This is a genomic window from Bacillus cereus group sp. Bc031 (assembly GCF_027716265.1).
GTDB lineage: Bacteria > Bacillota > Bacilli > Bacillales > Bacillaceae_G > Bacillus_A > Bacillus_A paranthracis.
In genome coordinates this window covers 1-18,754 of the sequence record NZ_JAQFUL010000090.1, presented here as the reverse complement: position 1 = coordinate 18,754, position 18,754 = coordinate 1, and the positions used below count along the sequence as shown (strand labels likewise).

Genomic DNA, 18,754 nt, shown 5'->3' with positions numbered 1-18,754 from the left:
TTCCCATACCGAACACGGAAGTTAAGCTCTCTAGCGCCGATGGTAGTTGGGACCTTGTCCCTGTGAGAGTAGGACGTTGCCAGGCAAATGGAGGATTAGCTCAGCTGGGAGAGCACCTGCCTTACAAGCAGGGGGTCGGCGGTTCGATCCCGTCATCCTCCACCATTTAGCCGACTTAGCTCAATTGGTAGAGCAACTGACTTGTAATCAGTAGGTTGGGGGTTCAAGTCCTCTAGTCGGCACCAGAAATCATGGCGGTTGTGGCGAAGTGGTTAACGCACCGGATTGTGGCTCCGGCATTCGTGGGTTCGATTCCCATCAGTCGCCCCATTTTTCTTAAATAAATTAATATGCGGGTGTGGCGGAATTGGCAGACGCACCAGACTTAGGATCTGGCGCCTTTGGCGTGGGGGTTCGACTCCCTTCACCCGCACTTTTAATTAAATAACTCATACATATCTTGCGGAAGTAGTTCAGTGGTAGAATACAACCTTGCCAAGGTTGGGGTCGCGGGTTCGAATCCCGTCTTCCGCTCCAATTTTCAATATGACATGCCGGGGTGGCGGAACAGGCAGACGCACAGGACTTAAAATCCTGCGGTGGGTGACCACCGTGCGGGTTCGACCCCCGCCCTCGGCACCATATGCGCCCGTAGCTCAATTGGATAGAGCGTTTGACTACGGATCAAGAGGTTAGGGGTTCGACTCCTCTCGGGCGCGCTTTTATTAACGGGAAGTGGCTCAGCTTGGTAGAGCACCTGGTTTGGGACCAGGGGGTCGCAGGTTCAAATCCTGTCTTCCCGATATTCCCAAAAAAACATGGGGCCTTAGCTCAGCTGGGAGAGCGCCTGCCTTGCACGCAGGAGGTCAGCGGTTCGATCCCGCTAGGCTCCACTTATTTTAATATCATTTATGGCGGTGTAGCTCAGCTGGCTAGAGCGTACGGTTCATACCCGTGAGGTCGGGGGTTCGATCCCCTCCGCCGCTACCATAAAGGACCTTTAGCTCAGCTGGTTAGAGCAGACGGCTCATAACCGTCCGGTCGTAGGTTCGAGTCCTACAAGGTCCACCATTAGAAGTTTATATCTCGGAGGTATACCCAAGTTCGGCTGAAGGGATCGGTCTTGAAAACCGACAGGCGGCGAGAGTCGCGCGGGGGTTCGAATCCCTCTACCTCCTCCATTTTTTATAAAGTAAATATTTTATCATCGCGGGGTGGAGCAGCACGGTAGCTCGTCGGGCTCATAACCCGAAGGTCGCAGGTTCAAATCCTGTCCCCGCAACCAAATGGTCCCGTGGTGTAGTGGTTAACATGCCTGCCTGTCACGCAGGAGATCGCCGGTTCGACCCCGGTCGGGACCGCCATTTTAATAAGGCTCGGTAGCTCAGTCGGTAGAGCAGAGGACTGAAAATCCTCGTGTCGGCGGTTCGATTCCGTCCCGAGCCACCATTTTGAAGTCGCAAGCCGGCTTAGCTCAATTGGTAGAGCAACTGACTTGTAATCAGTAGGTTGGGGGTTCAAGTCCTCTAGCCGGCACCACTTTCAAAATGAGCCATTAGCTCAGTTGGTAGAGCATCTGACTTTTAATCAGAGGGTCGAAGGTTCGAGTCCTTCATGGCTCACCATTTACAATTTAATGCGGGTGTAGTTTAGTGGTAAAACAAGAGCCTTCCAAGCTCTGGTCGAGAGTTCGATTCTCTTCACCCGCTTTTCAATTATGGGCCTATAGCTCAGCTGGTTAGAGCGCACGCCTGATAAGCGTGAGGTCGATGGTTCGAGTCCATTTAGGCCCACCATAATTGTTCCGCAGTAGCTCAGTGGTAGAGCTATCGGCTGTTAACCGATCGGTCGTAGGTTCGAGTCCTACCTGCGGAGCCATACAGAGAAGTACCCAAGTGGCTCAAGGGGCTCCCCTGCTAAGGGAGTAGATCGCGAACGCGGTGCGAGGGTTCGAATCCCTTCTTCTCTGCCAGTAATTGGCCCGTTGGTCAAGTGGTTAAGACACCGCCCTTTCACGGCGGTAACACGGGTTCGAATCCCGTACGGGTCATATTAAAAGAGATAGCATAATCTGCTATCTCTTTTTTGTTGTGTAAAAGTGATACTCAAGGTCATTAACGAAATGGCACTTAGAAATATATCATAGCTGGGAAGATCCTAAGGAATTAGTTGTAGAGTTATTAGATACAGTTGAATAATAAAAATTGAAATATGGGTCGCTCAACTAAAGGATACTTTAATTGAGCTTTTTAATATTGAAATTTCTGTATTAGGCGCTACCACAGAAAACAAATAGTATAAATAGAAGAAGCTGTCTTTCAATAGGTGATCTACTGGAGACAGCTTTTTTATGATGCTAACGTTGTCGAGTTTTGTCGGTAAGTCGATATATTGCAAAAATCGCCGATATAATTTGAGTTACGGTCGATAAATTTCAATAATCGCTGATATATTTGGAGTTACAGTCGATATATTCTAAAAATCGCCGATATAATTTCACTTACCGACAAAAACACAAGAAAATCCCTTTCACAATCTAAAGAAAACGCCTCCATTGAAATGGATTCCACACCTATTCCAATAACTTTACACTCTATGTGAAAAAGTTCACAAATAGGTCATAATTTGTGAAGTAATTCACAATAATACGTGCTACAATATGAGTGTAAAGAAGTTAAACAACATTAAATTAGTATTTTAATTAATTACTTAAACAATCATAAAAAATATATGTGAACAATAGAGAGGGGAAATTACCATGAAAAAAGGTATCAATCGTGTAGTATTAGTAGGAACAGGAGCTGTAGGTTGTAGTTACGCTTACTCAATGATCAACCAAGGTGTAGCTGAAGAATTCGTATTAGTAGATGTTAATGAAGCAAAAGCAGAAGGGGAAGCAATGGACTTAAGCCATGCGGTACCATTCTCTCCATCACCAACAAAAGTTTGGAGCGGTAGCTATGCAGATTGTAAAGATGCAGATTTAGTAGTTATCACTGCTGGATTACCACAAAAGCCAGGTGAAACTCGTTTAGACTTAGTTGAGAAAAATACAAAGATCTTTAAACAAATCGTTCGCGGTATTATGGATAGCGGATTCGATGGAATCTTCTTAATCGCAACTAACCCAGTTGATATTTTAACTTACGTAACTTGGAAAGAATCTGGTCTACCAAAAGAGCGTGTAATTGGTTCTGGTACTACTTTAGACTCTGCTCGTTTCCGTTACATGTTAGGTGACTACTTAGATGTAGATCCACGTAACGTTCATGCTTACATCGTTGGTGAACACGGTGACACTGAACTTCCAGTATGGAGTCACGCTACTATCGGTGTACAAAAACTAGAAACAATCTTAGCTAACAACGAACAGTACAAACAAGAAGACTTAGACAAAATCTTCGAAAACGTACGTGATGCAGCTTACCATATCATCGAGCGTAAAGGTGCAACTTATTACGGAATCGGTATGTCACTACTTCGTGTAACTAAAGCAATCTTAAACAACGAGAACAGCGTATTAACTGTATCTGCATACCTTGAAGGTCAATACGGTGAGAAAGATGCTTACGTAGGTGTTCCAGCTGTAATTAACCGTGAAGGTGTACGTGAAATCGTAGAGCTTGAGTTAAATGAGGATGAAAAAGCGAAATTTGCTCATTCTGTAAAAGTATTAAAAGAAACAATGGCACCAGTACTATAATAATAATTGCTAAATAATCCAGAAGTGGGGAACTACTTCTTACTTCTGGATTTATATATAATTTAATATAAATTCCTTTTCCGGTTTCCCTTGTATATCCCCAATATACCCCTTTTGCTGGATCAGGGTCGTTTATAGAAAAGAGCACTCTACTTTGGGTAGAGTGCTCTTTATTATTATCATTTTTTAGGCGTTAATCCTAATTTCTTTAAAATATCTGCCAGTGTACCGCTTTTTGATTTTTCAACAGGTGTTTGTGATTTAGATGCATCGGGACCTTTTTTCAAGAAGTTCTTTTCAACGAAGCGAATATCTTTTTCGTCAACAATACCATCTTTATTTAGGTCACCGTCTTTCACAGATACTCCTTTTTTACCATAGTTGCTAGCGATAATTTCAGCATCTTTTATATCAATTACTTTATCGCCATTTACATCACCTGCAAGGTTTTCATCAAGGCGTGCATAATAATATTGGCCAATTAGCTTACCGTCTTTTTCAGTACCAAGTTTCGTTGTTAGTCGGCTTGTTAAATGCCCTGGTACTTCTACATATAAGTTATAGTCGCGTTTATTAACAGGAAGTCCATTTAGTTTGAAGTATCCGTATTTGTCTAGTGAGCCTTCAAACTTATGACGGTAAGAATCAGTTGCATATACTTTTACGCCAAGCTTTGTATAATCGAATTTCTCATCTAAATAGCCACGTTCATTTAAGAATGCACCAGGTTTAATATTTCCTTCTACTAGTGAGTTTAAAGACATAACTGAGAATGTTTGATCTTGAAGGACACGCATTCTATTTGGCTCTGATTCACCTTGTTTCCAGTAAGCGAACACTGATAAATCTAATTGAGCATTTGCTTCATAAAATTCATCATTTTCTACCTTAAAAGTTATATCAATGAACGGGAAGTCACCATCTAATCCAGCGAAGTTTTTATCATCAATAGCCCCGCCTACTGTAACAGAACCTTCTTCTAGTTTTGATTCATTTATTTTTGCGGTTACCCCTTTTTCAGAAAGGAGTTTTTCAAAAGCAGGATTCAATTTCACATTTGCAAATTTGAAGTTCTTCTCTAGGAATTGTACGTTAAATGCCCCAGCAACGAATTGTTTTACGTGTTTCGCGTTTAGGGTTACTGTGAACTCGTCCCCTTTATATACTTCTTTTTTATCATAACTAGCCTTTGCATATTGAGCTCCTTGCGGGATAAACCAATAATTATTTACACCGCTTGGATAGTCAGGACCTGCAGTTGCATAATCGAAAATATATACGCCTGTGTTCATTGGACCTTCCACTTTAAAGGATTCAGGAGTAATGCCAACTTTAAAGTCTCCGTTTGCATTAATAGGTAAAAACTTATGCAAGTATGGAGAATAGTCATAATACATAACGCCATTCGCTTCTTGCGTAATGTTTAATCCTTTTCCTTTTAAGTAGTCAACGTTTGAATCATACACATTTCCTTTAATCCATAACGCTTTTTTACCATCTTCTACTGTGTAATTTTCTTCATTTAATTCATAAATACCAGGTTTTAATCCAGTTAATTTTACTTCTGGCGGTGTATTATCAATTACGACATAATCACCTTTCACACGTGCTTTCCCAGCTTTATCATAGCCAACAAACTCTATTGTGTAGTCTCCTTCTGGTAAGTTGATTTTCTCATCACCAATTGGTTTGGCAGGGTCATTTGTGAAAGGATACACTTTTCCGTTAAAGAATGAATCTAAGTAGTAATACACATCCGTTTTTAGTCCAGTCGTGTTTAATGTCCCAATGAAGCCGAGTGCTTTATTTGTTTTTGAATCTTTCACGATAAGGTCTAACGTTTCAAGTTCGCTATTTAATTGGAATGCCCCGTGAACATATGATTCACCATATGGATTAAACTTTGATGTATCAGTGGAAATTGCTTTTCTTGATAATATTGCATTTTCAATACCAGGTTCTGATACACGAATAGAGAACGGAATTTGGTACGTTTCTTCTTTATTTTTCGTATTTGTAATATGAATATATCCTTCATATCGGCCTTGTTTTACACCGGCTGGAACATTAATTTTTGCTTCAATTACACCTGATTTGCCAGCATCAAGTGTAATTGTTTCTGGAACAGAAACTTTTACACCGTTTCCGGTAGCGTCGTTAATAGAAGAAGATGCTGGTGTATAAGAAATTTCTGTTTTAAATTCTTTTTTCTCTTGTTTATTATGGTTTTCCACTTTTATATTTCGTTTTTGTTCAAGAGCTTCACCGTCTTTTTGATAGAACTTCCCGAATGCAATGGATCCAGTTTCTTCAGGGACTTCAATTACTTCATCATTTACAACTGTTTTTGTTGTATCTAGCACTTTAAAACTAGTTTCCGTATGAACGGCGTTGTACGCATCTACTCGTCCAGCTCCAACTTCATATACGGAATACTTTTCTTTTAAATCATCAGCTGTGTTCATAAGAGACGCCTTTACATCGAATGGAGAGTATTCTGGGTGTTCTTGTAAAATAAGAGCAGCAACGCCCGCGATATGAGGAGAAGCCATAGATGTTCCTTGCATACGCTCGTAGGAAACGTCATAGTTTTCGCCCTCTTGTGGGTCGTTAATATATTCAGGTACTGTTGAAAGTACAGCAACACCAGGCGCTGTAATATCTGGTTTAATATCATCATTTGATGTAACAGGACCGCGTGAGCTAAAGTCTGCAAGATGATCGCCTTCTGTTTGAATATAACTAAGTTCGTCAAAGGTAAAGGATGTATTACCTTGTTCGATTTGAGCTTTTAGTTTTTCACCGTCTTCTTTCGTTAGGCGGAATACGGGAATGTATTTTGTACTTTCGCCAACATAGAAAGGAATTTCTCCGTCCACATTGTTATAAATAATAACGGCTTTTGCACCAGCTTGTTTTGCATTCGCAATTTTTTCATCAAATGACAGTGTACCGCGTGCAACGAGAGCGATTTTTCCTTTTACATCTTTTTTACTAAACTCGTCAGGCGTACCGATTCCTACCGATTCGATAGATAACGTTTGTCCCTTGAAATCTTCTATTTTATCAGTGAAGTTTTTGCCAAATAAAATCAAGTTAGGGAATTGTACTTGTCCAGCATGACTTGATAGTTTCGGTAAGGAAATAGAGCTATCACTTGCTCCAACCGTAATTGCAAAGGGAGAAGCACCTGGTGATCCGAGTGTTGCTGGATTTGGACCAGAGTTTCCAGCGGCAACGACTGTAACAACACCGGAAAGCATTGCGTTGTTAACAGCGATAGACGTTGGATCAAGCGGATTGTTGCTCTCATCACCTAACGATAAGTTAATGACGTTCATACCGTCAGAAATTGATTTATCGATTGCAGCAATAATACCTGAACTAGCTCCACTTCCGTATGGACCGAGTACACGATAGTTATACAGTTCAATGTCAGGTGCAACACCTTTTACTGCGGAATCTGATTTGTTTTTCTTTTGCGCAGAAACGATACCTGCTACGTGAGTACCGTGGGCTGTGTAGAAGGAAGAGCCACGATCATCAAATTCAGGAGCGCCAGATTGTTGCCACTCTGTATAAGTTGTTTCCATCGGATCTGCATCGTTATTAATAAAGTCCCAACCTTTTACTGAGTTTGGATCTATCTTGCTAGAGTCTTCGCCAGGTTTTGCGCGATAGCCCTTATACACGTCTTTTAGGTCAGGATGATTGTAATCAATACCTGTATCTAATACACCAACTTTAATTCCTTTTCCGGTAATGCCTTCGCTATGTAACTTATCGACCCCAATTTGCGGAATACTATCTGTTAGTTTTTGAGGTGCTTTCTGCTCTGCTTGTTTTGGTAAATTTAGTTTCACTTCATAATCTTTCCAAATACGCTTTACAACGCCAATTCGTAACAATTCTTCTACTGTATTTGCAGGTAACGTCAGCGCAACCCCATTTATCGCATGTTTATAAGAACGTTTAATTTGTACAGACTGGAAATTCCCTGACTTTACTGATGGGCTAAATTGATAAAGGCGTTTTAGTCCTTTTTGAAATTCCTCATGCTCTTGATCAATACGCGCTTTTATATTTTCAGGAGCAGCTTGTAATCCTTTTTCTTTTTGTTTTAATTCATTAATCTTTACTGGAGCTGTTTGAAATTCTACAATGATATTTACTGGTTCCGAACTACTTGTATTAATATCTGGCGAGATAGTAAAACCAGGGTTGACATCTAACGTTTGTAATGCCTGGCGCTGTTCTTTAGAAAGTTTTGATAGTAAAGACTGGGCGTTTGAAGAGTCAATTTGGTTAATAGGATTTTCAGCAAGTACATTGAACGGAAGGGCAGTTGAAAGCAGAACACCAGCCGTTACAATTCCGGTAACAAAACGATTTTTCTTTTTCATGTATAAGCCTCCGATAATTTATATTTTAAAATTTATTTCTCCGTGCCTGGTGTTTGCTCTGCATGGAATGTCCAGTTTAGCTGTAAGGAATCACCCTGGAATTTATTTTGATCTTGTTCGTTGTCTTCAAAGGAGAAGAGCACGTGTAAATAATCTGTTTCACCAGATTTAATACCGTCTATTAAGTTATGACGTTCTAGAGAAGTAGCCACATCTTCAGGTTTCATAGTTTTTAATTCTGATAGTTTTGTTTCCCACAAAATTTCATGATCATCGTTTGGATTAGATGGCTTTCCATCATTCACTAAAAATTTAACGATGATGTGATCGCCTAAATCTTCACCATCATTATTTTTCTTTGCATCTGTAACTTCATAGGATGTTTCAAGTGCTACTTTTGCAATATCCAATGATCCTTTATTTTCAAGTGTGAAATTTTTTCAATAAAGTCACCTGGTTTTAAATCTTTCACATTAACAATTACACTTGGATTAATAGAAAGGTCTAGTGTTCCAGCTTGAAATGAGTTACTAGATGTTTCTGAATCACTGAAGTAGGCGAATACACCGCCGAATGTAAGGGATAAGCCAAGCGTTGCTGTGACAACTCCCATTCCAACCTTTTGTTTTAATGACATAAGAAAGCCCCCTAATTAAATTTTTATAGCGACTGTTCGTAACAAGGATAAATAAGTAAACATAGTAGTCCGCTATGAATTATAGTTACGAAAAGTCGGTGTTCTTTATTGAGAACAAGTATATGCTTATAAATTTTCCATTTCAATACAATTGTGACGAAAAATGTTGAGAAACATTTTTTTATGACAGATTATTTTGTTGCGATTTTAAGTGGAAAATAGGATGAAAAAGAGGATGAAGCTAATAAAATAGAGGTTGAGAAATAAATAGTAAGATGAAAGACTAGTGAAAAATGAAGCGTTTTCAATGAATATTCGTCAAAATTCGATATTTTATATAGAAATGTGAAAAAAATTCAACATTTTTAAGAAAAAAACGTATATTTTTTATAAATTAACAAGGATATTTCAGTTTTTCGCAGAATTGGTAAAGTATAAAAAATTCTGTCATCTTAGTGAGGTGAGCATATTGAGTGTAATAAATTGTGAAGAAGTGAAACGAGATGAGTTTCATACAGAAAAGTACTATGACAGTTATAACATCTTTGGCGCACATATTGTGACGGAAGATGAGATGCGAGGTGTACGATTTACAGTATGGGCTCCTCATGCGAAAGCAATGAGTGTTGTTGGAGATTTTAATGAATGGGATTATGAGCAACATAAGATGCTGCAAGTGACAGAAGAGGGAATTTGGTCCCTATTTATACCGCATATAGAAGAAAGAGAAATATATAAATATGCGATTGAAACGATGGCTGGTGATGTCATTCTTAAGGCAGATCCGTATGCTGTGTATGCAGAAGTAAGACCGAATACGGCATCTGTAGTTTTTGATATAAAGGGATACGAATGGAATGATAAAAACTGGAGTCGTAAGAAAAAGAAAAAATCGGTTTATAAAGAAGCGATGACAGTTTATGAATTACATTTCGGTTCTTGGAAAAAGAAAGAAGATGGAACACTGTACTCTTACAGGGAAATGGCAGAAGAACTCATTCCTTATGTGGTGGAACATCAATTTACACATATTGAAATTATGCCGCTTGTTGAGCATCCATATGATCGTTCTTGGGGATATCAAGGAACGGGATATTATGCAGCAACGAGTAGATTCGGCACACCACATGATTTGATGCATTTTGTCGATGAATGTCATAAATATGGAATCGGTGTCATTTTAGATTGGGTGCCGGGGCATTTTTGTAAAGATGCTCACGGTTTATATTTGTTTGATGGGACACCGACTTATGAATATAAAGATAAAGATGTGCAAGAAAATCCAGTATGGGGAACTGTCAACTTTGATTTAGGAAAGAGGGAAGTACGTAATTTCTTAATTTCAAATGCGTTATTTTGGATGAGATATTTCCATATTGATGGTTTCAGGGTAGATGCAGTTGCGAACATGCTGTACTGGAATAAAGAAGGACAAGAGCAAAGTAATGAGCACGCTGTTTCATTTTTACGAGAGTTAAATGAAGCTGTGTTTGCAGAGGATGAAGATTTTCTTATGACAGCAGAGGATTCAACAGCTTGGCCACTTGTAACAGCTCCAACGTATGAAGGTGGGCTTGGATTCAATTACAAATGGAATATGGGCTGGATGAATGACGTGCTGAAATATATGGAATGTGCGCCAGAGTATAGAAAATATATTCATGATAAAATGACGTTCTCTTTACTATATGCTTACTCTGAAAATTTCATATTACCGCTTTCTCATGATGAAGTCGTTCATGGGAAAAAGTCGTTATTAAATAAAATGCCAGGAGACTACTGGGATAAGTTTGCTCAACTTCGTTTATTATATGGATATTTCTTTACTCACCCAGGAAAGAAATTACTTTTCATGGGAGGAGAATTCGGGCAGTTTGATGAGTGGAAAGACCTTGAAGATTTAGATTGGAATTTACATGATTTTGAAATGCATCGTTATATGCATGATTACTTTAAAGAGCTCATAGCATTGTATAAGCGCTCCAAACCACTTTGGCAGCTTGATCATTCGCCTGAAGGTTTTCAGTGGATTGATGCTAATAATAATGAGCAAAGTATTTTCTCTTTTATCCGCCAAGGGGATAAACAAGAAGATGCGTTAGTTGTCGTATGTAATTTTACGAAAGCTACATATGAAAACTATAAAGTAGGTGTACCAGATTTTGAGTATTATAACGAGATTTTAAACAGTGATGCTGAGCAATATGGCGGATCAGGGCAAGTAAATAAGAAACGTCTGAAGGCGATTCAAGAACCGTTTCATAATCAAGCAGCACATGTAGAAATTACAATTCCACCATTTGGCGTATCCATATTACGACCAGTGAAGACGAGAAAGGGGAGCAAAAAACAAGATGGCTCAAAAACAAAAGTGCGTAGCAATGTTACTAGCAGGGGGAAAAGGTAGTCGATTAAGTGCATTAACAAAAAATTTAGCCAAGCCAGCTGTTCCATTTGGTGGTAAATATCGCATTATTGATTTTACGCTAAGTAACTGCGCGAATTCTGGTATTGAAACGGTTGGGATTTTAACACAATATCAACCGCTAGAACTTCATAATTATATCGGAATTGGCAATGCGTGGGATTTAGACCGAGTAAGCGGTGGAGTCACAGTATTACCTCCTTATGCGGAGTCTTCGGGTGTGAAGTGGTACACAGGTACGGCAAGTGCCATTTATCAAAACTTAAACTATTTAAGTCAATATGAACCAGAGTATGTTCTCATTTTATCAGGTGACCATATTTATAAAATGGATTACAGTAAAATGCTAGATTACCATATTGAGAAAGAAGCGGACGTTTCCATTTCTGTTATTGAAGTGCCTTGGGATGAAGCGAGTCGCTTTGGCATTATGAATACGAACGAAGAGATGGAGATTGTTGAATTTGAGGAGAAACCGCAATTTCCAAGAAGTAATCTTGCATCAATGGGAATTTATATTTTTAACTGGGCGATTTTGAAAGAGTATTTAGAAATGGATGCAAGAAACCCTGAATCTAGTAATGATTTCGGAAAAGATGTGCTTCCGCTTTTATTAGATGAAGGGAAGAAGCTAATGGCGTATCCGTTTGAAGGATATTGGAAAGATGTTGGTACAGTGAAGAGCTTATGGGAAGCGAATATGGATTTACTGCGCGATGAAACATCACTGAATTTAAACGACCGTGACTGGCGTATTTATTCTGTTAATCCAAACGAACCGCCTCAATATATTGCTGAAAAGGCAAGAGTAGAAGAATCACTTATTAACGAAGGATGCGTCATCGAAGGGGACGTGAAGCATTCTGTATTATTCCAAGGGGTGACGGTGGAAGAAGGTAGTATGGTTATTGATTCTGTCGTTATGCCAGGAGCGAAGATTGGCAAAAATGTTGTGATTGAAAGGGCAATTGTTGGATCGGAAATGGTTATTGAAGATGGAACAATTATTCGTCCGGAAAAAAATGTTGACGATGTAGTACTCATTGCTGAAGGGAAATAGAAAAGGGGGATGAAATGAATGGGAGAAAAAATGTTAGGAATTATTAATGCAACGGGAAGTTTTCCTTCCTTAAAGAAAGTAACAGGGCATCGTTCACTAGCGGCGTTACCGTTTGGGGGCCGTTATCGACTCATTGATTTCATGCTTTCAAATATGGTGAATTCTAATATTCATAGTGTGGCAGTTTTTACAAGCCATAAAAACCGTTCACTAATGGATCACGTTGGTTCAGGCAAACAGTGGGATTTAGATAGAAAACGAGACGGACTGTTTTTATTCCCGCCAAATTGCCAATGTGATCAAGATGAATTTGGATCTTTTGCACATTTTAGAAGACATATTGATTATTTTCTAAGAAGCAGAGAAGAGTACGTCGTGATTACGAATAGCCATCTCGTAACAGCATTAAATTTTCAAGCAGTGTTAGAGCGACATATACATACGGCAGCTGATATTACGGAAGTTTGCCATGAAGGGGTTTCGCTTCAAACATACGTGTTAAGGAAACAATTATTGTTAGATTTATTTGAGTCATATAAAGATGTGGAGCAATATAGCTTATTCGATGTAGTGAGAGAAAAGCGCGGAAAATCACTACATATTGCTACATATGAGCATACAGGATATGTAGCTATTATTGATTCGATTGAAAGTTACTATAAACATAGCTTAGAAATTTTGCAACCTGCTATTTGGAAGCAACTATTTAAGAAAGAAGCACCGATCTTTACGAAAGTAAAAGATGAACCACCAACTCGTTATGTAAAGGGTGCAGCTGTGAAAAACACAATGATTGCAAACGGCAGTATTATTGAAGGTGAAGTAGAAAATAGCGTTGTCTCCCGTTCTGTTAAAATTGGAAAAGGTTCAATTGTTCGTAATAACATTATTATGCAAAAGAGCCAAATTGGAGATAATTGTATAATAGACGGTGTTATTATTGATAAAGATGTGAAAATTGGTGACGGTGTTGTTTTAAAAGGAACCGCCGATGAGCCATACGTTGTAGAAAAAGGAAGCGTTCAAAACAGTACGATTAATAGTTATTCTTAAGAAATCAGTGGGGGTTTTTCCTCCACTGATTCAAGTTTTAATTTAAATGAAAACTCGAAGGGAGGAAGCTGCAAGGGAAGTAGTATAAGCTTTTCGTGCAGTGGGACAACAAGTGAATATTTTATTTGCAGTATCAGAATGTGTACCATTTGTTAAATCGGGAGGATTAGCTGATGTAGCAGGTGCGCTCCCAAAAGAGCTAAAAAAATTAGGTGTGGAAGTTCGCATTATACTCCCGAATTATAGTCTTATTCCGCAAAAATTAAGGGACGGATGTACGCTACATAAAGTAATTAACGTCCCGCTTGGCTGGAGAAATCAATATTGCGGAATTTTAAAAGGTGAGCAAGACGGGATTACGTATTACTTAATAGATAATGAATATTATTTTAAGAGGGATTCTCTGTATGGTCATTATGATGACGGAGAGCGTTTTTCTTATTTCTCGAAAGCAGTATTAGAGTGTATTCCTCATCTTGATTTTGAAGTGGATGTTCTTCATAGCCACGATTGGCATACAGCTATGGTAAATTTCTTACTACGTGAAAAGTATCAAGATAACCCATTATATGAGCATATTAAAACAGTATATACGATTCATAACTTGCAGTTCCAAGGTGTATTTCCTCCTGAAGTGATGTACGACTTGCTAGAACTTGGTGATGAATATTTTCATAGTGAGCAGTTAGAGTTTTATGGAAATGTGAACTTTATGAAGGGCGGTATTATCGCTTCTGATCAAATTACAGCAGTTAGCCCGACATATAAAGAAGAAATTCAATATGAATTTTTCGGTGAGAAGTTAGATGGATTGTTGCGAAAATATAATGGTAAGCTTAGTGGCATTGTAAATGGAATTGATACGAGCGTGTATAATCCAGAAACGGATTCGTATATTACTGCTCAGTACGATGCAGATTCATTATATGAAAAGAGTAAAAATAAACGCGCGTTGCAGCGTTATTTTGGTTTGCCGGAAAAAGAAGATACGCCGATTATTTCAATGGTAACGAGATTAACGAAGCAAAAAGGTCTTGATTTAGTACGTACTGTATTCCGTGAAATAATGGAAGAAGATGTACAATGTATTATTTTAGGATCAGGTGATTCGGAATATGAACAATTCTTCGAGTGGATGGCATATGAGTATCCTGAGAAGGTAAAAGTGTACATCGGTTTTAATGAAGAATTAGCTCACCAAGTATATGCGGGAAGTGATTTATTCCTAATGCCATCATTGTTTGAACCGTGTGGACTTGGACAACTTATCGCATTAGCGTACGGTACGATTCCAATTGTAAGAGAGACAGGCGGATTAAATGATACGGTACAATCTTATGACGAAGAAACTGGAGAAGGAAATGGTTTCAGTTTCACGAACTTTAATGCACATGACATGTTACACACTGTTCGTCGTGCAATTGAATTTTATCATGATAAACCGGTATGGGAGCAGCTTGTAAAACAAGCAATGACTGAAGATTATAGCTGGGAAAAATCAGCCCTTGCTTATAAAAAATTGTATAAAAGTCTCATGGAATAACATGTAGGTGGTGAAGAGATGTTTACTCATGTTGAAAGTTTCAAATCAGCTTTTCTAGAAAAGTTAGAGACGATGTATGGTAAAAGTTTCAAAGAATCTACAACTCGTGATCAATACAATACGCTTGGGTACATGGTACGTGAGTATATGAATAGTCAATGGATTGCAACGAATGAAAGTTATCGGTCTGGAGAGCGAAAGCAAATGTATTACTTATCCATTGAGTTTTTACTTGGGCGTTTGCTTGGAAGTAACATATTAAATTTAGGCATCAAGGATGTATGTGAGCAAGGGCTTTCTGAGCTTGGAATTTCGTTGCAACAATTAGAAGAGGTGGAAGCAGATGCAGGTCTTGGAAATGGTGGACTTGGACGGTTAGCAGCCTGTTTCCTTGATTCACTTGCATCTTTAAACTTACCAGGTCATGGGTGCGGAATTCGTTACAAACACGGCTTATTTGATCAAAAAATTGTTGATGGTTATCAAGTTGAATTTCCAGAACAGTGGCTTCTTCATGAAAATGTATGGGAAGTAAGAAGGCATGATCAAGCTGTAGAAGTAAGTTATTTCGGCAATGTTGAACCGCTCTACATTGATGGGCGTTTAGAATTCAGGCATACAAATGCAGAAGTAATTATGGCCGTATCATATGACGTTCCAGTAGTAGGTTATGAGACGAGTACTGTAAATACACTTAGACTTTGGAATGCGGAACCAGTTCCTTTCCCACAAAATTGCAAAGATATTTTGAAATATAAGCGTGAAACAGAGGCGGTATCGGAGTTTTTATATCCAGATGATACGCATGATGAGGGGAAAATACTTCGTTTGAAACAACAGTATTTCCTCGTATCAGCAAGCTTGCAAAATATCGTTCGTATGCATAGAGAAAGATATGGTGACCTTCGTCAATTACATGAGAAAATTGCGATTCATATTAATGATACCCATCCAGTTTTGGCGATTCCAGAACTGATGCGTATTTTATTAGATGAAGAAAAACTAGCATGGGAAGAAGCTTGGCACATAACAACGCAAACGATTTCTTATACGAATCATACGACGTTATCAGAAGCTCTTGAAAAGTGGCCAATTCACATTTTTAAACCGTTATTACCGAGAATTTATATGATTATTGAAGAGATTAATGAACGTTTCTGTCATGAACTTTGGGAACGTTATCCGTATGAATGGCATCGCATTGAAGAGATGGCGATTATTGCGCATGATCTTGTGAAAATGGCTCATTTAGCAATTGTCGGTAGCCATAGTGTAAACGGTGTAGCAAAAATTCATACGGAGATTTTAAAACAGCGTGAAATGCGATTGTTTTATGAGTTTTATCCAGATAAGTTTAATAATAAAACGAATGGAATCGCTCATAGACGCTGGTTAATGAAGGCGAATCCGCAGCTGACGAACCTTATTTCAGAGGCGATTGGAACAGAGTGGAAGAAAGAACCGATTAAGCTTCAAGAGCTACAATTAGTTCAATACGATGCGAGTTTCCAAGAGAAATTTGCAGAGGTAAAACAAGAGCGTAAAGAGATTTTAGCAGCGCGCATTCATCATACAATGGGGATTACAATTGATCCTAATTCTATTTTTGATGTGCAAGTAAAAAGGCTACATGCTTACAAGCGACAATTATTAAATGTTCTTCATATTTTATATTTGTATAACCGTTTGAAAGAGGATGCTAGTTTTACATTTTATCCGCGTACTTTTATTTTTGGAGCGAAAGCATCACCTGGCTATTACTATGCGAAAAAAATTATTAAATTAATAAATGAACTTGCAAGGAAAGTGAATAACGATCCGTACGTAAGCCAATATATGAAAGTTATCTTTCTAGAAAACTATCGAGTGTCTGTAGCGGAAGATATATTCCCAGCGGCCGATGTAAGTGAACAAATTTCAACAGCGAGTAAAGAAGCATCTGGAACAGGCAATATGAAATTTATGATGAATGGTGCGATTACGCTCGGCACGTTAGACGGAGCGAATATTGAAATAAAAGATAGAGTCGGTGATGATAACTGTTTCATTTTCGGCTTAACGGCCGAAGAAGTTCTTCATTACAATCAAAATGGTGGATATCGTGCAAGTGATTATTATCACCACAATGGGCACATTAAAAAGGTAGTAGATCAGCTAACGAATGGTTTCTTTGCACAGTCGGGAGCTGAATTTGAAGCAATTTACGATTCTCTCGTTATTCAAAATGATGAATATTTCGTTCTGCGAGATTTTGGCCCATATGCGGAAAAGCAAGAAGCTGTTGGTAGAGCTTATGAGAACCGAACGAAGTGGCTCGAAATGTCGATTTTAAATATTGCACAATCTGGTCATTTTGCGAGCGATCGAACGATTTTACAGTATAGTAATGAGATTTGGGGTATTGGTAATACAGTTACGCAAATTTAAAGAGATTGCTACGTTGGAAAAGATTATATGAAATTTATATCGGCGATTTTTAAGATATATCAGCGATTCTTAACTTTTATCGGCGGTTTTCACATTTTATCGACCGATACTTAAAATATATCAGCGATTTTTAAGATATATCGATTTACCGACAAAAAATGACACTGATAAATAAACCGAGCTTAAACTTATTAAGCTCGGTTTTCTTTTTTTGCTTAAGAAAGAAATGGGATCGCAGTATATATGATACCTGTTCCATCATATTCTCCTGTCGCAAAGTATGAAAATGTAAAGAAACCTGTAAACGTAAAAATTACAATGAGAAAAAGTGCAAAGATAAATTTTAGCATGTAAGGTCCCCTCATCCAAAAGTAAATTCATATATTATTATAGTATAAGGATATTTAATTTCCAATTGTTTACTGGTTAAAAATGAGAAGTCAGACATGTTTTGTATGTTGTCATGGCATGATTATTTGTAATAGATTTTGTGTTTTTTGTAAAAGTCATGTTGTGATGAACGTGTGCATATTCCCAGTCTTGGTCATTAAAATTTATGTTTCGAGGAGGAAGAAGTGGAACGACATCAAATAAATTGACGAAACGAAAGCTACTAGCTACTTGCAGTTTATAATAATTCCGAAAGGCGATATCTCCCACTTTTGGGGAGGCAAATGTATACAGACCGTACTGTGCGAAGGCAGTGTTTATACGCGCATCGAGTATATGTAGTGTGGCAAGCGCGCCGCCTAAACTATGACCTGTTGCAAGAAGTTTTTTATGGGCTGGTAGTGATACAAGCATATCCATAATAGAATCCCGGCAAGACTCATAAATGGAAAGAAAGCCGTTATGGACATTTCCGCTATTTAAAGCATATGGGTATGGTTTTTGGTTAACGAGTGAATCGATAATCCAGTCTGTATCTGTTTGTGTTCCGCGAAAAGCTACAATAACGGTATCCTCAGATTCTAGTATGAATCCGAACCATTCTGTCGTTTGAATGGTTTTTCCTTGAAAGCCTTGTACATATTGAAAACCATCTGGTATTTCAAAAATCCCATTTTGTTTATATTGTTCATACGTTAACTCACAACAAGAAGCTAACAGTATGGCAGTATCTTTATCAAAGGATAAAGGAGTACGCATTAAGGGAGCCTCCTTAAGAAAAGGTATAGTTCAATATATGCAGTGAGGGACTTGATTCATTCTTTTAGAAAAAAACCTTGAAACTACAGTTACGTGAGGGAGTATGATTTTTGTAAACATACTGTTAGGAGGAGTGTAAGATAAGCAAAAGAGAAGGCTATTCAATTGGTGAGTTTTCAAGGAGAAGAGGCGTGGCTTAACGAAGTGATGGAGTATTATATGATTCGAAGTGGTTTGTATAGTCCACCTAAATAAAAAGAGCCCTATAAGGGCATAGCCACACATCCATCAACTTAAGGATTTAGACTATTCTTAAACTTAAAAGCACGTTACTATTCTCTTATGTTAATGAGA

At 38.4% G+C, this 18,754-nt stretch carries 9 protein-coding genes, 22 tRNA genes, 1 rRNA gene and 1 pseudogene; 29 read left to right on the top strand and 4 right to left on the bottom strand.

Going from position 1 to position 18,754, the window contains the following annotated elements:
- The 24 genes from rrf to PDQ33_RS24155 all read left to right on the top strand — a co-directional run.
- Nucleotides 1–85 (top strand): 5S ribosomal RNA (gene rrf, locus PDQ33_RS29230); the annotation flags it as partial.
- Nucleotides 86–89: 4 nt separating this feature from the next.
- A tRNA-Val gene (locus PDQ33_RS24265) sits at nt 90–165 on the top strand.
- A gap of 4 nt (nt 166–169) precedes the next feature.
- A tRNA-Thr gene (locus PDQ33_RS24260) sits at nt 170–245 on the top strand.
- 9 nt (nt 246–254) lie between these two features.
- Nucleotides 255–330: transfer RNA gene (locus PDQ33_RS24255), tRNA-His, on the top strand.
- Nucleotides 331–352: 22 nt separating this feature from the next.
- Nucleotides 353–433, top strand: a tRNA-Leu gene (locus PDQ33_RS24250).
- A 29-nt stretch (nt 434–462) separates the two neighbouring features.
- A tRNA-Gly gene (locus PDQ33_RS24245) sits at nt 463–537 on the top strand.
- A gap of 16 nt (nt 538–553) precedes the next feature.
- A tRNA-Leu gene (locus PDQ33_RS24240) sits at nt 554–642 on the top strand.
- A gap of 3 nt (nt 643–645) precedes the next feature.
- Nucleotides 646–719 (top strand) — tRNA-Arg (locus PDQ33_RS24235).
- A 10-nt stretch (nt 720–729) separates the two neighbouring features.
- Nucleotides 730–803 (top strand) — tRNA-Pro (locus PDQ33_RS24230).
- Between the two features lie 17 nt (nt 804–820).
- Nucleotides 821–893: transfer RNA gene (locus PDQ33_RS24225), tRNA-Ala, on the top strand.
- A gap of 20 nt (nt 894–913) precedes the next feature.
- A tRNA-Met gene (locus PDQ33_RS24220) sits at nt 914–990 on the top strand.
- Nucleotides 991–994: 4 nt separating this feature from the next.
- Nucleotides 995–1,071, top strand: a tRNA-Ile gene (locus PDQ33_RS24215).
- A 17-nt stretch (nt 1,072–1,088) separates the two neighbouring features.
- A tRNA-Ser gene (locus PDQ33_RS24210) sits at nt 1,089–1,181 on the top strand.
- A 27-nt stretch (nt 1,182–1,208) separates the two neighbouring features.
- Nucleotides 1,209–1,285: transfer RNA gene (locus PDQ33_RS24205), tRNA-Met, on the top strand.
- A gap of 3 nt (nt 1,286–1,288) precedes the next feature.
- Nucleotides 1,289–1,364, top strand: a tRNA-Asp gene (locus PDQ33_RS24200).
- Between the two features lie 9 nt (nt 1,365–1,373).
- A tRNA-Phe gene (locus PDQ33_RS24195) sits at nt 1,374–1,449 on the top strand.
- Nucleotides 1,450–1,463: 14 nt separating this feature from the next.
- Nucleotides 1,464–1,539, top strand: a tRNA-Thr gene (locus tag PDQ33_RS24190).
- 10 nt (nt 1,540–1,549) lie between these two features.
- Nucleotides 1,550–1,625, top strand: a tRNA-Lys gene (locus PDQ33_RS24185).
- A gap of 13 nt (nt 1,626–1,638) precedes the next feature.
- Nucleotides 1,639–1,709, top strand: a tRNA-Gly gene (locus tag PDQ33_RS24180).
- Nucleotides 1,710–1,719: 10 nt separating this feature from the next.
- A tRNA-Ile gene (locus PDQ33_RS24175) sits at nt 1,720–1,796 on the top strand.
- Nucleotides 1,797–1,803: 7 nt separating this feature from the next.
- Nucleotides 1,804–1,878: transfer RNA gene (locus PDQ33_RS24170), tRNA-Asn, on the top strand.
- A 3-nt stretch (nt 1,879–1,881) separates the two neighbouring features.
- Nucleotides 1,882–1,972 (top strand) — tRNA-Ser (locus PDQ33_RS24165).
- 6 nt (nt 1,973–1,978) lie between these two features.
- A tRNA-Glu gene (locus PDQ33_RS24160) sits at nt 1,979–2,050 on the top strand.
- A 708-nt stretch (nt 2,051–2,758) separates the two neighbouring features.
- Entirely contained in the window at nt 2,759–3,703 is a 945-nt protein-coding gene (locus PDQ33_RS24155) for an L-lactate dehydrogenase (protein WP_000715338.1), read from the top strand.
- 179 nt (nt 3,704–3,882) lie between these two features.
- On the opposite strand, the gene PDQ33_RS24150 is transcribed toward PDQ33_RS24155, so the two are convergent.
- Nucleotides 3,883–8,106, bottom strand: a complete 4,224-nt coding sequence (locus PDQ33_RS24150) for a S8 family serine peptidase (protein WP_270756749.1) — start codon at nt 8,104–8,106, stop codon at nt 3,883–3,885.
- Between the two features lie 32 nt (nt 8,107–8,138).
- Nucleotides 8,139–8,743 (bottom strand): annotated as a pseudogene (locus tag PDQ33_RS24145) (TasA family protein).
- 469 nt (nt 8,744–9,212) lie between these two features.
- Here PDQ33_RS24145 and glgB point away from each other — a divergent pair.
- From glgB to glgP, 5 genes are all read left to right on the top strand, one after another.
- On the top strand, nt 9,213–11,150 hold the full coding sequence (glgB, locus tag PDQ33_RS24140) for a 1,4-alpha-glucan branching protein GlgB (protein WP_000111372.1): 1,938 nt from the start codon (nt 9,213–9,215) through the stop codon (nt 11,148–11,150).
- Nucleotides 11,098–12,228, top strand: a complete 1,131-nt coding sequence (glgC, locus tag PDQ33_RS24135; protein ID WP_000057612.1) for a glucose-1-phosphate adenylyltransferase — start codon at nt 11,098–11,100, stop codon at nt 12,226–12,228. The genes glgB and glgC overlap by 53 nt, the downstream gene beginning before the upstream one ends.
- An 18-nt stretch (nt 12,229–12,246) precedes the next feature.
- On the top strand, nt 12,247–13,281 hold the full coding sequence (gene glgD, locus PDQ33_RS24130; RefSeq protein WP_061131966.1) for a glucose-1-phosphate adenylyltransferase subunit GlgD: 1,035 nt from the start codon (nt 12,247–12,249) through the stop codon (nt 13,279–13,281).
- 112 nt (nt 13,282–13,393) lie between these two features.
- The gene (gene glgA, locus PDQ33_RS24125) at nt 13,394–14,824 is read left to right on the top strand and encodes a glycogen synthase GlgA (RefSeq protein WP_061132260.1); all 1,431 of its coding nucleotides are present in this window, start codon (nt 13,394–13,396) and stop codon (nt 14,822–14,824) included.
- 18 nt (nt 14,825–14,842) lie between these two features.
- Nucleotides 14,843–17,251, top strand: a complete 2,409-nt coding sequence (gene glgP, locus PDQ33_RS24120; protein ID WP_270394629.1) for a glycogen phosphorylase — start codon at nt 14,843–14,845, stop codon at nt 17,249–17,251.
- A gap of 215 nt (nt 17,252–17,466) precedes the next feature.
- Here glgP and PDQ33_RS24115 read toward each other — a convergent pair whose 3' ends face one another.
- A complete protein-coding gene (locus tag PDQ33_RS24115; protein WP_000911070.1) occupies nt 17,467–17,601 on the bottom strand; it encodes a hypothetical protein in 135 nt (44 codons plus the stop codon).
- A gap of 76 nt (nt 17,602–17,677) precedes the next feature.
- On the bottom strand, nt 17,678–18,400 hold the full coding sequence (locus tag PDQ33_RS24110) for a lipase family protein (RefSeq protein ID WP_001260123.1): 723 nt from the start codon (nt 18,398–18,400) through the stop codon (nt 17,678–17,680).
- Nucleotides 18,401–18,754: the final 354 nt, after the last annotated feature.

What these genes read in the sequence shown, in the direction of transcription:
- PDQ33_RS24155 (WP_000715338.1), top strand. Translation starts at nt 2,759, where the DNA reads ATGAAAAAAGGTATCAATCGTGTAGTATTAGTAGGAACAGGAGCTGTA.
- PDQ33_RS24150 (WP_270756749.1), bottom strand. Translation starts at nt 8,106, where the DNA reads ATGAAAAAGAAAAATCGTTTTGTTACCGGAATTGTAACGGCTGGTGTT.
- glgC (WP_000057612.1), top strand. Translation starts at nt 11,098, where the DNA reads ATGGCTCAAAAACAAAAGTGCGTAGCAATGTTACTAGCAGGGGGAAAA.
- glgD (WP_061131966.1), top strand. Translation starts at nt 12,247, where the DNA reads ATGGGAGAAAAAATGTTAGGAATTATTAATGCAACGGGAAGTTTTCCT.
- glgP (WP_270394629.1), top strand. Translation starts at nt 14,843, where the DNA reads ATGTTTACTCATGTTGAAAGTTTCAAATCAGCTTTTCTAGAAAAGTTA.
- PDQ33_RS24115 (WP_000911070.1), bottom strand. Translation starts at nt 17,601, where the DNA reads ATGCTAAAATTTATCTTTGCACTTTTTCTCATTGTAATTTTTACGTTT.
- PDQ33_RS24110 (WP_001260123.1), bottom strand. Translation starts at nt 18,400, where the DNA reads ATGCGTACTCCTTTATCCTTTGATAAAGATACTGCCATACTGTTAGCT.